Raw genomic sequence first — 14,321 nt, 5'->3', positions numbered from 1 at the left:
TAACCCACAGTTATCCACAGAAACGCACCGAACACCTGGCCGAAGCCTTGACAAACCTCAGCCGATGCTCCACGTGTGGACCGGCTCGCCGGTGGCCTGATTCGCCAGGTAGCGGCGCAGCATCTCGGCCAGGGCGGCGCGGCGTTCCGGCGAATCCGGCGTGGAGCCGGAAGGCGTGAGTGCCTTCAAGGTGCGCAGCTGCCACATGGCGCCGTTCTGGCGGGTACGCGCGCGCTCGCCGATGATGCCGAGGTAGTAGGTGATGAGGTCCTCGTCGACGTCGAGGGCGCGCAGCCCGTCGCGGGCCTGGTCGAGGAGGTGGTTGGTGACGAGGGTGGCGACGTCGATACGCCCCAGCGTCGGCCAGTCCAACCTGGCGAACATGCCGGCCCGCGCCCCGTAGAAGAAGTTCTGCTCGGCGTCCTTGAACGTCAGGCGCGACCACACCGGCCGGGTCTCCGAGGAGAGGTACTTCACCAGCCCGTAGTAGAAGGCAGCGTCGGCGACGATGTCGGTGACGGTCGGCCCCGCGGGAAGGATCCGGTTCTCCACGCGCAGGTGTGCGCGCTGCTTGCCAGGGGCGTAGATGGGGCGGTTCCAGCGCCACACCGTGCCGTTGTGCAGGTTGAGGTGGTGGAGGGTGGGGGATTGGCCTTCGATGATCGGCTTGTCGCCGCCGCCGCGATCCTCGGGAAGCAGCGGGGAGAAGTAGCGGACGTTCTCCTCGAAGAGGTCGAAGACGGAGGTGATCCACCGCTCCCCAAACCACACGCGCGGGCGCACACCCTGGGTGACCAGCTCGGGCGTGCGCGTGTCGATAGCCTGCTGGAACACCGGAATCCGCGACTCGTGCCACAGCTTGCGGCCGAGAAACAGCGGCGAGTTCGCGGCCAGCGCCACCTGCACCGCCGACATCGCCTGCGCCGCGTTCCATGCCTGGGTGAATCGGGCCGGCGGGACCTGCAGGTGCAGTTGCATGGATGTGCAGGTGGATTCGGGGGCGATGTCGTCGAAGTCCTTGCGGCACTCCTCCTCATTCGACAAGTCGATGTGGACGAGTTCGCCGCGGCTCTGCATGATGGCGTTGTTCAGGCCCCGGTAGCGGTTCTCCGGCACCATCCATGATGGGTCGGCGAGGAATTCGGGGGTGACGGTCGGCAGGGTGCCGATCATCGCCACCTGCGCACCCACCGACTCCGCCGCCTGGGAGACGGCGTCGAGGCGGGCGCTGATGCCCTCGTGCAGCTGCCGTAGCCCATCCCCCGCGACGGACAGGGGCGGGTGGTTCATTTCGACGTTGTACATGCCGATCTCAGACTGGTACTCGTCGCTGAGCTGCGCGAGTACCTCCGGCGCCAGGCGGGCGGGCTGCATGTCCTCGTCGACGAGGTTGAGCTCCAGTTCGAGGCCGATGGTGCCCCGGTTGCCGAACTCCGCTTTCTGCAGATGCCGGTCGAAGACCTCGAGGTCGTTGTTCAGCTGCTGGCGGTAGCGCGTGCGCTGATGCGGGGTGTAGGTGTCGGAAGATACTGCTTCGCCCATAAAAATACACATTAGCGCCCGCGCAGGTTCGGCGGGCGCTAATGCTTATCGACGTCGCGCCTAAAACTAACGGTTCGCCCGGTACCAGCGCACCAGCGCGTCGGTGGAGGCGTCACCGGAGTCGGCCTCCTCCTCACCGGAGACGGCCGCCGCGAGCTGGTTGGCCTGCTGCTTGCCCAGCTCCACGCCCCACTGATCGAAGGAGTTGATGTCCCAGATGACGCCCTGGACGAAGGTGATGTGCTCGTAGAGGGCGATGAGGGCGCCGAGCACGGCGGGGGTGAGCTCTTCGGCGAGGATGGTGGTGGAGGGGCGGTTGCCCGGCATGACCTTGTGGCTCACCAGGTCTTCGGCCACACCCTCGGCGGCGATCTCCTCGGCGTTTTTACCGAAGGCCAGCACCTTCGACTGGGCGAAGAGGTTGCCCATGAGCAGATCGTGCATGGAGCCTGCGCCGGTGGCCGTCGGCAGGTCGTTCTTGGGGCGGGCGAAGCCGATGAAATCGGCCGGGACGACGCGGGTGCCCTGGTGCATGAGCTGGTAGAAGGCGTGCTGGCCGTTGGTGCCCGGCTCGCCCCAGTAGATCTCACCGGTGGCGTAATTGACGGCCGAGCCGTCGTGGCGCACAGACTTGCCGTTGGACTCCATGGTCAGCTGCTGCAGGTAGGCGGCGAAGCGGGCCAGGTCCTGGGAGTAGGGGAGGACGGCGTGGGTCTCGAACTCGTGGAAGTTGACGTACCAGATGCCCAGCAGGGCCATGAGGACGGGAACGTTCTTCTCGAAGGGGGTGGCGCGGAAGTGCTCGTCCATGGCGTGGAAGCCACCGAGGAAGCGCATGAAGTCCATCGGGCCGATGACAGCCATGAGGGACAGCCCGATGGCGGAGTCCACGGAGTAGCGGCCGCCGACCCAGTCCCAGAAGCCGAACATGTTCGCGGTGTCGATGCCGAACTCGGCGACCTTCTCTGCGTTGGTGGACACTGCCACGAAGTGCTTGGCGACGGCCTGCTCGTCCCCGTCGAAGGCCTCCAGCAGCCAGCGCTTCGCGGCGTGGGCGTTGGCCAGGGTCTCCTGGGTGGTGAAGGTCTTCGACGCGATGATGAACAGGGTCGACTCGGGGTCGAGGCCCTCGAGGGTGGCGGACATGTCGGCTGGGTCGACGTTGGAGACGAATTCGGCGGTGATGCCGGCGGTGGCGTAGGAACGCAGCGCCTGTGCGGCCATGGCCGGTCCCAGGTCGGAACCACCGATACCGATGTTGACGATCTTCTTGATGGTGCGACCGGTGTGACCCAGCCAGGTGCCAGCGCGCAGGGCGGAGGCGAAGTCACGCATGCGGCCGAGCACCTCGTGGACGTCCGCGGCGATGTCCTGGCCGTCGACCTCCAGGTCCTTCTCCACCGGCAGACGCAGGGCGGTGTGCAGCACGGCGCGGTCTTCGGTGTTGTTGATGTGCGCGCCGTTAAACATCGCCTCGATGGCGTCAGTGAGCTGTGCTTCCTTGGCGAGGGCGACGAGGGCGTCGAGGACGGCGTCGTCAAGCAGATTCTTGGACAGGTCGACGTGCAGGCCCGCCGCATCGAAAGTGAGCTTCTCCGCGCGCTGCGGATCCTGGGCGAACAGCTCCCGCAGGGTCTGATCCTGGGTGCGTTCGAACTCGGACTCCAGGTTCTTCCATTCGGCGGAGGTGGTGATGTCGGCCATGTCGGGGGCTCCTTTTCGCGGGGGAAACTGGCAACACCCCCGAATCTAGTGGCTTTCCGGGGGCAGCGCCGAGGTTGGGCACAATGGGGGCATGAGCATCGTGAAAATCAACGCCATCACTGTCCCTGAGGGTGCCGGCCCGCAGCTGGAGGAGCGCTTCGCCGCCCGCAAGAACGCCGTCGACACCTCACCCGGCTTCGAGGGTTTCCAGCTCCTGCGCCCGGTGGCGGGGGAGGATCGCTACTTCGTGGTCACCCGCTGGGCCGACGAGGAGTCCTACGCCGCGTGGCGTGACGGTGACGCCCGCGCCGCGCACGGCGGGGGCCGCAAGCCCGTCGCCACCGGTGCGCAGCTGCTGGAATTCGAGGTCGTCTTCGATTCCACGGAGAAGTAGTGGATCTGGCAACGCTTATCGACGCCGCCCCCACCCGCCTCTTCCTCAACGGTTCCTTCGTCGATGCCTCCGACGGCGGCACCTTCGAGGTGATCAACCCCTCTGACGGCAGCGTGCTGACGGAGGTCGCCTCGGCCACGTCAAAGGACGCGCGCCGGGCCCTCGATTCGTTGTGCGCGGCGCAGCCCGACTGGGCGGCCACGCCTGCCCGCGAGCGCTGCGAGATCCTGCGCCGCGCCTTCGAGCTCATCATGGCCCACGAGGAGGAGCTGACCTACCTGCAGTCCGCGGAACTGGGCCGGGCCCTGCCCGATTCGCGCGGGGAGGTTGCTTATGGCGCGGAGTTCTTCCGCTGGTTCGCCGAGGAGGGCGTGCGCATCCGCGGCGACTATCGCCACAACCCGGCCGGCAGCGCCCGGATCATCGTCCACCACCAGCCCGTCGGCCCCTGCCTGGCGATCACCCCGTGGAACTTCCCGCTGGCCATGGGCGCGCGGAAGATCGCCCCGGCGTTGGCCGCGGGTTGCACAATCATGGTCAAGCCCGCGTCGAAAACCCCGCTGACCATGCTGTACCTGGCGAAGTTGCTGGCCGAGGCGGGCCTTCCCGACGGCGTGCTCGCCGTCGTGCCCACCTCTTCCTCATCCCGCGTGTCCGCGCTTCTCGACGACCCCCGCCTCCGCAAGCTCACCTTCACCGGTTCCACCGAGGTCGGTCAGATGCTCGCTGCGAAAGCAGCCGGGCACTCGATGCGCGTCTCCCTCGAGCTGGGCGGCAATGCCCCCTACATCGTCTGCGAGGACGCCGACCTGGACCTGGCCGCGGAGGCTGTCGCCGTCGCAAAGATGCGCGGCGCCGGACAGGTATGCATCGCCGCCAACCGCTTCCTCGTCCACTCCAGCGTGCGCGACGAGTTCATGGACAAGGCTGTGAAGGTCATGGAGTCCTTCCACATCGGCCCCGGCACCGACGAGGGCGTCACCTACGGTCCGCTCTCCGGCGCCGATCAGCTGGAGACCGTCACCTCGCTCGTCGACGACGCCCTCGACCGCGGCGCGTCCCGCCCCCTCGGCGGCTCACGGCCAACTGGTCTGCCCGAGGGGGGCTTCTACTACCCGACGACCGTGCTCACCGATATCCCCGCAGGCGCCGAGATTCTGTCGGCGGAGATCTTCGGCCCCGTCCTGGCAGTGACCACTTTCGACAGCGACGACGAGGCCGTCGCCATGGCCAACGACACCCCCTTCGGCCTGGCCTCCTACCTGTTCACCGCAGACCTGGAGCGGGCGCTGAGCATGGCGGAGCGCATCGAGGCCGGCATGGTCGCCGTGAACAAGGGCACTCTCTCTGACCCGGCAGCTCCCTTCGGCGGTGTCAAGGAGTCCGGCATCGGCCGCGAGGGCGGCTTCGAGGGCATCCGCGAGTACCTGGAGCCGAAGTACATCTCGCTGCCGTTGTAGGTGCAGTGGTACCGACTGCGCCTGATCCGCGCGAAACGTGCGACCGCCGGGCGAGTGGTGACGACGTCGGCAGGTTGGAGTGTGGCTGCTCGGCGGCGATATTGAACCCCACGGCTGTTAGGCGGAGTTGGGTTCCAGTAGGTCGGGTTCTATCAGGACTAGCCGAGGTAGTACCGCCTATGGTACTAAAAGGGTGTGGTGTCCGTATCTAGGATCCTCGACCAGCTGAAATCTAATCCGACCAACGTTCGATACAACGACCTGTACAAAGTCTGCGTGGCCTTTTTCGGAGAGCCGCGGAGAACGGGCGGATCGCATGCAGTGTTCGCAACCCCCTGGCCGGGCGATCCTCGGGTGAACATACAAAACAGCAAAGGCCGGGCGAAGACCTATCAGGTAAAGCAAGTGCTCGCTGCAATTGAGAGGTTAGGAGATAAGTGAAGCGAAACGAAGAACTCGATATTTCCCACTACACTTACCGCGTGACCTGGTCGCCGGAGGACGGGGAATACGTCGCCACCTGTGCGGAGTTTCCCTCGCTGTCGTGGCTGTCAGATTCGCAGGTAGAGGCGTTGACCGGTCTGCAGCTGCTCATCCGGGACACGGTGCAGGACATGGCGGCCAGCGGCGAGGCGGTTCCGGTGGCTTTCGCGGATCGTGCCTACTCCGGAAAGTTCAACCTGCGCGTAGGGGCTAGTCTGCACCGCGAGCTCGCGCTCTCGGCGGCCGAGGAGGGTCTCAGCCTCAACCAGTACATCCTGCGTCGGCTGAGCAGCCTTTAACCCAGCCGTCCACGCCCCAGCTGCAGCAGGGCATTGGCGATGACGGGCCCCTCGTGGCCGAGCTCCTCACGGAACTGGTTGATGATGGCCAACTCGCGGGTGTGGACGAGTCGGGTGCCGCCGGAGCCCATGCGGGTCTTGCCGATGGCACGGGAGACCTCCGTGCGGCGCTTGACGGCGTCGAGGATGACGCGGTCGAGGCGGTCGATCTCCTGGCGGTACTGCTGGATCTCCGCGTCGGACAGCGGGTCATCGGTGCCGGTGGGCATGCGGATCTCGAAGTTGTCGGCAGCATCTGTCATGGCAGCTATTGTGCCACGGAGGGGATATGTCGGGGCCTACTAGTAGGTTGTTAGCCATGCAGGAATCCTCCACTGATCTCACTCTCGGTCTCAACGAACAGCAGAAGGCGGCGGTCGAGCACTCCGGCTCGCCGTTGCTCATTGTCGCCGGCGCGGGGTCGGGGAAAACGGCGGTGCTCACCCGGCGTATTGCACACCTCATGCGGGACCGCGGGGTGGCGCCGTGGGAGATCCTGGCGATCACGTTCACCAATAAAGCCGCGGCGGAGATGCGGGAGCGCGTCTCTGGTCTGGTCGGCCCGGTGGCGGAGCGGATGTGGGTGGCCACGTTCCACTCGGTGTGTGTGCGGATCCTGCGTCAGCAGGCGCAGCTGGTACCGGGCCTGAACACCAACTTCACCATCTACGATGCGGATGATTCGCGGCGGCTGTTCGGCATGATCGCCAAGGATCATCAGTTGGATCTGAAGAAATTCACCGCCCGCGTCCTGGCGAATGCGATCTCGAATCTGAAGAATGAGCTGATTTCCCCGCAGCAGGCGGCGGAGGATGCGCAGGCGTTGCGCAACCCCTTTGACATCACCGTGGCGGAGGTCTACGCCGACTATCAGCGCCGCCTGCGTGCGGCGAATGCCCTCGATTTCGATGATCTCATTGGTGAGGTAGTGCGGATCTTCCAGCAGCATCCGCAGGTGGTGGACCATTATCGCCGTCGTTTCCGCCACGTGCTCATCGACGAGTACCAGGACACCAACCACGCCCAGTACATGCTGGTGGCCACCCTGGTCGGCTCTGGCCCGAACGCCCCCGAGCTGTGCGTGGTGGGTGACTCGGATCAGTCGATCTACGCTTTCCGTGGGGCGACGATCCGCAACATCGAGGAGTTCGAGCGCGACTACCCGCAGGCGCGCACCATTCTGCTGGAGCAGAATTACCGCTCGACGCAGACCATCCTCAGCGCCGCCAACGCGGTCATCTCGCGCAACGATGGTCGCCGGGAGAAGAAGCTGTGGACGGCGCTGGGGGAGGGGCAGCAGATCATCGGCTACGTCTCCGACAATGAGCACGATGAAGCCCGTTTCATCGCCGGGGAGATCGACGCCCTCGCCGATCGCGGCCGCACTTACAGCGATATCGCGGTGATGTACCGCACGAACAACGCCTCCCGCGCGCTGGAGGAGGTGTTCATCCGCGCCGGCATCCCTTACAAGGTGGTCGGCGGCACCCGCTTTTATGAGCGCGCTGAGATCCGCGATATGGTCGCCTACCTGCGTGTGCTGTCGAATTCGGATGACACGGTCAGCCTGCGCCGCATCATCAACACCCCGCGCCGCGGTATCGGCGATCGCGCGCAGGCGATGGTCGCCGTCCATGCGGAAGGTAACGGGATGTCCTTCGGGCAGGCGCTTATCGACGCCGCGGAGGACAAGGTCTCCCTCCTCGGTTCCCGGGGGCGCAACGCCATCGTGAAGTTCAACGAGATGATGGGCGGCCTGCGCACTGAGATGCCCCAGCTGGACATCGGCGAGCTGATCTCCCGGATCCTCGACGTGACGGGCTATCGGGAGCAGCTGGAGCTGAGCAACGATCCGCAGGATGGAGCGCGCCTGGACAACCTCAACGAGCTGGTGTCGGTGGCGCGGGAGTTCGCATCGGAGGCGGCGATGCAGGTGGCCTACGCGGAGATGGACGGCGGCGAGTTCTCCCTCGACGAGGGGGAGCCGGAGCCAGGGTCGCTGCAGGCGTTCCTGGAGAAGGTCTCCCTGGTCGCAGACGCTGACCAGATCCCCGACAACGAGCAGGGCGTGGTCACGCTCATGACACTGCACACGGCCAAGGGCCTGGAGTTCCCGGTGGTCTTCCTCACCGGCTGGGAGGACGGCCAGTTCCCGCACCTGCGCGCGCTCGGGGATCCGAATGAGTTGGCGGAGGAACGCCGCCTGGCGTACGTGGGCATCACCCGCGCCCGGGAACAGCTCTACCTCACTCGTGCGATGCTGCGTTCCTCCTGGGGTAACCCGATGACCAACCCGCCGAGCCGCTTCCTGGCGGAGGTGCCCGGTGAGCTGGTGGACTGGCGGCGAGAAGAGCCCGAGTCCTCCTGGGGTGGTGACAGCTCCTGGGAACGCCCCATGCATCGCAGCACACCGCAGAAGCCGAGCCTGCCGAAGGCCCGGCCGAAGAACAACAACTTGCAGCTGGCGGTGGGGGATCGCGTCAACCACGACAAGTACGGGTTGGGCACGGTCATCGCCTCCGACGGTTCCGGTGCGCGCGCCACCGTCACCATTGACTTCGGATCTTCCGGCAAGGTGCGGCTCATGCTCATCGGCGGGGTACCGATGGAGAAGATCTAGGAGACGGTGATCCCCTGCTGGGCGAACCAGGTGACGGGGTCGACCGGGTTGTTGCCGTCGGGGCGGATCTCGAAGTGCAAGTGCGGGCCGGTGGAGCGGCCCTCGTTGCCGATGGTGGCGATCTGGTCGCCCGCGGTGACGCGCTGGCCGAGCGAGACGTCGATCGTGTGGACGTGGCCGTAGACGGAGATCGAGCCGTCGTCGTGCTGCACGCGCACCCACTTGCCGAAGCCCTGGGCCGGGCCCGCAGAGATGACATTGCCGTCCATGACAGCGAGGACCGGGGTGCCGATGGGGTCGGCAATGTCGATGCCCTGGTGCATGGCACCCCAGCGGGCCCCGTAGCCGGAGGTGAAGCGTCCGGAGGTGGGGAACACGACGGTGCGGCCGTCGGCGGTCTCACCACGGACCGGGGACATGCGGCTGACCGGGGCGATATCGGTGAGGTCGCTGAGAACGTCAAGCTCCTCGAGTTCGCTCAGGATGGACTGGTCCTCGGGGGAGACCACGGAGATGGAGCTGAGCAGGGCGGTCAGCGGGTCGAGGATGACCTGGAGGTCGGAGTCGGAGCTGCCCTCGGACTCCTCATCGGTGCTCTCAGCGTTGTTGACGGTTTCCGCCACCTTGCCGAGGGCATTGAGGGCGGTGATGATGTCGTCGAGATCAGCACCCGTCACGCCTTCGTCGGTGATCTGGAAGTTGGCTTCCTGTGCCTGAACGGCGGGGGTGAAGGCTCCGGCGGCCAGTGCGGTCGTGAGGAGCGTGGCCGTGATTCCGGCGCGAGAGAGCATGCGTCCTGCCTTCGGTCTGTGGTGTTTATTGAGTCGAGTCAAAAGTACCGGGGGCAGCGCGCAGCGGCAACGTGGAAAACCGCAGGTCGCGGGCATGAAACGATAAGGAACCTGGCATCCCTGCAGCTCAGACCCCTGTTACTGGTGTGAATAGAGTGGCTCAAGTAATTTTATGGGGTGAGAGCTGCGGGGGTAATTTAGGTCTCCCGATACTCCAATTCGCCGAGTCGGCGGTGGAACAGCGAGCCCACCGCCCACGCTGCCACCGGGGTGAGCACGAGCAGGACGAGCAACAGCCACCAGTCAGGCGCCAGGTAGCCAGCAGCCCCGGTCTCCATCACCACACCGGTGGGGTGCACTACCGTCCGGGTGGACATGAACCACGCGGCCAGGTATCCGGACACCACGCCGGCCAGCGAGCCCGCCAGGGCGAGCAGGGCGGCGAAAGCACCGGAAACGCGGGAGGGAAGTGAGGGCGGTGCGCCGATGGCGTCGATAAGCGCGAACTGGCGACGCGAACCCTGCCAGGACAATGCCAACACCAGGGTGACCACCACGAGCACGCCGAGCCCGAGGATCCCGGCGGCGGCAGCAGTCCACCAGTCGGGGCGGTTGTTCGGCGGCAGGACGTTGACGCTCGTGCCCACTGTCTCCTCTTTCACCCACGCGGCAATGTCGCGGCGCTCGGTGAAAGTGATCTTCTCGGCGGGGGTGAGAATGGTGCCGACGTAGTCGACGGGCGCACCGAGCTCCGCAAGCCCGGCGGGCGTGATCAGGGTCGCCACCATCAGCTCCGGAAGTACGGGCAGGGTGGGCAGGGTCACTTCGTCGAGAACCTCCGGGTCCTGACCCTCGGAATAGGCATTGTGCTGCAGCGTCAGCTCATCGACGGTGAAATCCCGGGGCACCAGGACCGCCGGGGTGGAAAGGTCGACGGGCTCGTCAATCCGGAGGAGATCGAGCATCTCGGGGGAGGCCTCAAGATAGGACCCACTCGCCCATTCCAGCGGCCCACTCACCCGATCCGAACGCTCCAGCAGAGCGCACTGTTCAGACTGGTTTCCGGGGCCACATAGCTGCCCGTAGTTGATCTCATAGAAGTTGTCCCCGTGCCAGTTGGGGTGCACCCCGCGCAGGGTGGTGCGTTCCGCAGGCCCGGTGATGCTTTGGATATGGGTGATCACATCCTTCACGTCCTCTTCCTGTGGGCGGTGCTCGCCCCGCCCTTCCGGGGTGATGAGGATCGCCTCGTTCTCGTACACAGACTCAAAGAGGTCCTGCGAACGCTCGCGGGCAGCCTGCGCCCCGGTGATGATGCCCACGGATACCGCCAGCACCGCCATGAGCGCAGCCAGCGCGGGCACACTGCGCAGCGACTGCCGTCCCGCATCCCGCAGGGCCAGACGCCACGCCACAGGCGCCTTTCGACCGGCCCGGCCCATCACCCACACCAGGGCGGGTGCGCTCGCCGCCAGCAACACAACCATGGCCAGCGCGGGCAGCGGCCCGTAATAGGTGAGCACATCATGATCGACAGTCAGCCAGGCCACCAACATGCCTCCCGCCAGCAGGGCCAGCCCCACGGGGCCAATGGCCATCCACGGGCGCCACTGCAGCAGGCGATCCGGGGCGGCACCCTGGACTCCCGCGCTTATCGACGCCCGCGACACTACCCAGGCCGGCAGCATCGCCGCCGCCGTCGACGCCACCACGGCCAGCAGCCAGAGAAGAGCCACGTATCCCCAGGGGACGGCCTGTGGCCACCCCGGGTAGGTGAACATCCACCAGATAGCGTGGGCACCGACGCCGAGGACGGCACCGATCGTCGCTCCGATGACACCGGCCAGCAGTCCGTAGGCGAGGACCGCGAGGCGGATGTGTCCGGGGGTGGCTCCCTGGGAGCTCATGAGCGCGAAAATTCGCGACATGCGGGTGGTGGCGATGGTGAACACCGGGGAGATGACCAGGAGGAACAGCACGCCGACGACAAGGGCTGCGACCATCATGAGGAACAGGGTCATGGCATCGGAGGTGACCGTCGCCGGATGGTGGACCGTGCGGTATCCCTCCGGGACCGCATCAGCCGGCGGTGGATTGTCGATGACATCCTCCGCGCGCACGGTAAAGCCCACCGCGTTGAGCGCCAGAACATCATCCCAGGTGAACTCCCGGGGTCCGGTGATCACCCACGTCGAGCGGTAGGTTTCCTCGGCGGATTCGGGAGAGTCGGTAGGGGCCAGCAGCGTGGGCTCGGAAACGAGGGCGTCGAAACCGGGCGAGATGCCGGCCACGGTCAGCTCGACGCTGGCCAATTCCGAGCTATCGGGCGTGTAGGTGAAGGTATCTCCGGCTTCCACCTGCAGGGCCGCTGCAGCGGAGGAGGGAAGATAGATCTCGTCTGCGGGCGGGAGTGCGCCGGTGGGGCGCTGCCGGATGTTGAGAGTGCTCTGGCGATGCTCGGTGGAGGCCGAACCCCAGGAGGTGTAGTGCAGTTCCGCCTCGAACCCTTCCGGCAGGTGTGCTTCGAGTAGATCGAGCGCGCTCCCAGGCCGGACGTCACCTTCACAGTCATGACGCGAGCGGTCGATGGACTGCCGGCAGGTATCCCCACCGAGTTCTGCGGACGTGCGGATGGTGGGGCCGGTCATCACCGTGGAGGCGGAATGCTCAGTGGCAAGGATCCACGAACCGGCGAACACGGGCAGCGCGATAAGCAGGACGGCGGCCAGGATGCGCCACGGGTGGCGCAGGATATCGCGCCGGGTGGGGCGGGTGGCGGCGAGCAGTGTGCTCATGACAGCTCACCACCATCGTCGACGAGGCGGCCGTCGCGGACCACGATGACGCGGTCCGCCCAGCCGGCAAAGCGCGGCTCGTGGGTGACGATCATGCCGGCGGCACCTTCGTCGACGCGCTCGCGGAGAATACGCAGCACAGCGTCACCGGTGGAGGTGTCCAGGGCGCCGGTCGGCTCATCGGCCAGCAGGACGGAGCGTTCACCAATGAGCGCACGGGCGATGGCCGCGCGCTGGGCCTGGCCGCCGGAGATCTCCTCCGGGAAACGATCGTCGAGTCCCTCGAGGCCGACCTCCTGCAGCGCGATCCGCGCCGCCTCCCGGCACTGCGCCGGGCTGAGTCCGCCCAACTCCAGGGGCAGGGACACGTTCTCCCCGACGCTCAAGGTGGGAACGAGGTTGTAGTGCTGGAAAACCAAACCGATCCGCGAACGACGCAAAAGAGCGGCGCGGGAGGGGGAGAGGTCGGCGGCGTCGGCGCCGTCGATAAGCACCCGACCGGAGGTCGGCGCCTGTAGGAGGCCCGCAACATTGAGCAGCGTCGACTTGCCGGAACCGGAGGGTCCCATCACGGCGACGAGTTCGCCTGGTTCCAGGGTGAGGGAGATGTCTTCGAGGGCGACGACGCGGCGCGGGCCGTCCCCGAACACGCAGGTGACGTTCTGCAGCTCCAGGGGAGCGGGAGAAGTGGGGGACATGTCAGAACTCCTTCGGGTTGGTGAGGGCCTCGACGCGGTCGAGCCAGCGGGCCTCGGCCTCGAGATCGAAGATGCGGCGCTCCACCTGGAGACGCTCGGCGGTGCGGGTGTCATCGAGGGAACGCGATGCCCGGTTCAACGTGCGCAGCTGGTCGATGGTGGCGCGGCGTTGGCGGTCAAGCAGGGCGATGAGGTCGATGCCGGGGTGGTGTGCGGCAAGCGAGATCTTGATCACGAGCTCATCGCGCTCGGTGGCCGGCCGGTGCACGGGCTCTGCCCACCAGGTTTGGATAAGGGCGTGGCCTGCGTCGGTGAGTTGGTAGGTGTCGGCGGGGCGATTGTTGGCGCCCGTGATGGTGCCGGCGACGGTGATGAGGCTGTCGCGTTCCAGACGGGCGAGGGTCTGGGTGACCTGGCCGATGTTGAGCGGCCATACGGACTGGGTCCGCTCGCTGAACTGCTGTTGGAGTTGACTGGCGGAACGGGGCCCGTCAACCAGCAACGCAAGCAGGGAATGCTTGATAGACATGGGCTGATCCTTGCTGTGGAAGGGCGGGTAGGTTACCCGGTAACTTGAAGGTTACCCGGTAACCTGTGCGGTGGCAAGGATCCCAGAGAATCAGCAAACCCCGGCCAGCGACGGAACTGGCCGGGGTGTTAAAGCGTGACAGGTTAGGCGATGGTGATGCCGCGCTCCGCGAACCACGGAACCGGATCGACGGCGCCGTGGCCGCCCGGGTGGATCTCGAAGTGCAGGTGGGAACCGGTGGAGAAACCGCGGTTGCCCATGCCGGCGATCTTCTGGCCGGCGGTCACGGTCTGGCCGACGGCGACGTCCAGGGTCTCCATGTGACCGTAGAGGGAGATGGTGCCGTCCTCGTGCTGGATGCGGATCCAGTTGCCGTAGCCGGAGGCCGGGCCGGAGTCGACCACGACGCCATCCATGACGGCGAGGATCGGGGTGCCCACGGCGTTGGCGATGTCGATGCCGGCGTGGAGGGTGCCCCAGCGCGGGCCGTAGCCGGAGGTGAACACACCCTCGGCCGGCTTGGCGACGGACGGAGCACGCAGCGCCTGATCCAGCTGGGCGCGGACGTCGGCGAACTCCACGGCCTTGTCGAACTGGGCCTGGATGTAATCAGCCGGCTTGTGCTCGGCGATAGCCAGGATCTGCGGGGCGGCTTCAGTGACCTGCGCCGCGATATCGGAGGTGTTTGCCGCGAGGGCGACATCCGGGGTGGTGACAGCGGTGTCAGCTATGTTGGTGGCCTGCAGCTGAGCGGCAGCAGCGCCGCCGACACCTGCGGTGGAGACGGCGCCGGTGGCAACCGCCACCAGTGCGATACGACCCTTGGCGGTCTGCGAGGTGGTGATCTTGCGGTGCTTTCCTCGGGTCGACCGCTCAGTCGTCATGCGCATGAAGCCTTCTTCCGTCGTCTGCCACAATCCCGGGGTTACGAGTTTGTGACCGCTTTGTTACCTACGGTCGGTAACAA

12 protein-coding genes are annotated in these 14,321 nt (G+C 66.2%); 4 read left to right on the top strand and 8 right to left on the bottom strand.

The features are described from left to right. Window positions 1-57: 57 nt before the first annotated feature. Both Q4G50_RS06685 and pgi read right to left on the bottom strand, forming a co-directional pair. Window positions 58-1,542 carry a glutamate-cysteine ligase family protein gene (locus Q4G50_RS06685; RefSeq protein WP_303376875.1) on the bottom strand — a complete coding sequence of 495 codons (1,485 nt, stop codon included), beginning with the start codon at window positions 1,540-1,542 and terminating at the stop codon, window positions 58-60. Between the two features lie 66 nt (window positions 1,543-1,608). Beyond that, window positions 1,609-3,246, bottom strand: a complete 1,638-nt coding sequence (gene pgi / locus Q4G50_RS06680; protein WP_303376874.1) for a glucose-6-phosphate isomerase — start codon at window positions 3,244-3,246, stop codon at window positions 1,609-1,611. A gap of 91 nt (window positions 3,247-3,337) precedes the next feature. Here pgi and Q4G50_RS06675 point away from each other — a divergent pair, with 91 nt between their 5' ends. The 3 genes from Q4G50_RS06675 (at window position 3,338) to Q4G50_RS06660 (ending at window position 5,882) form a co-directional block, all read left to right on the top strand. After that, window positions 3,338-3,640, top strand: a complete 303-nt coding sequence (locus Q4G50_RS06675; protein WP_303376873.1) for an antibiotic biosynthesis monooxygenase — start codon at window positions 3,338-3,340, stop codon at window positions 3,638-3,640. Further along, on the top strand, window positions 3,640-5,100 hold the full coding sequence (locus tag Q4G50_RS06670; protein ID WP_303376872.1) for an NAD-dependent succinate-semialdehyde dehydrogenase: 1,461 nt from the start codon (window positions 3,640-3,642) through the stop codon (window positions 5,098-5,100). Before Q4G50_RS06675 ends, Q4G50_RS06670 begins: the two co-directional genes overlap by 1 nt. Before the next feature lie 437 nt (window positions 5,101-5,537). Next, entirely contained in the window at window positions 5,538-5,882 is a 345-nt protein-coding gene (locus tag Q4G50_RS06660) for a type II toxin-antitoxin system HicB family antitoxin (protein WP_303376870.1), read from the top strand. On the opposite strand, the gene Q4G50_RS06655 is transcribed toward Q4G50_RS06660, so the two are convergent. Next, on the bottom strand, window positions 5,879-6,184 hold the full coding sequence (locus tag Q4G50_RS06655; RefSeq protein ID WP_303376869.1) for a chorismate mutase: 306 nt from the start codon (window positions 6,182-6,184) through the stop codon (window positions 5,879-5,881). The two genes, Q4G50_RS06660 and Q4G50_RS06655, sit on opposite strands and share 4 nt — an antisense overlap. Window positions 6,185-6,240: 56 nt before the next feature. Here Q4G50_RS06655 and pcrA point away from each other — a divergent pair, with 56 nt between their 5' ends. Beyond that, entirely contained in the window at window positions 6,241-8,541 is a 2,301-nt protein-coding gene (pcrA, locus tag Q4G50_RS06650) for a DNA helicase PcrA (RefSeq protein ID WP_303376868.1), read from the top strand. Here pcrA and Q4G50_RS06645 read toward each other — a convergent pair. From Q4G50_RS06645 to Q4G50_RS06625, 5 genes are all read right to left on the bottom strand, one after another. After that, the gene (locus tag Q4G50_RS06645) at window positions 8,538-9,332 is read right to left on the bottom strand and encodes a M23 family metallopeptidase (protein WP_303376867.1); all 795 of its coding nucleotides are present in this window, start codon (window positions 9,330-9,332) and stop codon (window positions 8,538-8,540) included. The two genes, pcrA and Q4G50_RS06645, sit on opposite strands and share 4 nt — an antisense overlap. A 197-nt stretch (window positions 9,333-9,529) precedes the next feature. Further along, window positions 9,530-12,127 carry an FtsX-like permease family protein gene (locus tag Q4G50_RS06640; protein WP_303376866.1) on the bottom strand — a complete coding sequence of 866 codons (2,598 nt, stop codon included), beginning with the start codon at window positions 12,125-12,127 and terminating at the stop codon, window positions 9,530-9,532. Next, the gene (locus Q4G50_RS06635) at window positions 12,124-12,825 is read right to left on the bottom strand and encodes an ABC transporter ATP-binding protein (RefSeq protein ID WP_303376865.1); all 702 of its coding nucleotides are present in this window, start codon (window positions 12,823-12,825) and stop codon (window positions 12,124-12,126) included. Before Q4G50_RS06635 ends, Q4G50_RS06640 begins: the two co-directional genes overlap by 4 nt. Window position 12,826: 1 nt before the next feature. Continuing rightward, a complete protein-coding gene (locus Q4G50_RS06630; RefSeq protein WP_303376864.1) occupies window positions 12,827-13,354 on the bottom strand; it encodes a PadR family transcriptional regulator in 528 nt (175 codons plus the stop codon). A 143-nt stretch (window positions 13,355-13,497) separates the two neighbouring features. Continuing rightward, a complete protein-coding gene (locus tag Q4G50_RS06625; RefSeq protein WP_303376863.1) occupies window positions 13,498-14,244 on the bottom strand; it encodes a M23 family metallopeptidase in 747 nt (248 codons plus the stop codon). Between the last annotated feature and the right edge of the window lie 77 nt (window positions 14,245-14,321).

Source organism: Corynebacterium sp. (assembly GCF_030538285.1).
In the GTDB taxonomy this organism is placed as follows: domain Bacteria; phylum Actinomycetota; class Actinomycetes; order Mycobacteriales; family Mycobacteriaceae; genus Corynebacterium.
Note: the sequence above shows the minus strand (reverse complement) of the source record. Positions and strands in the feature narration are given on the sequence as shown.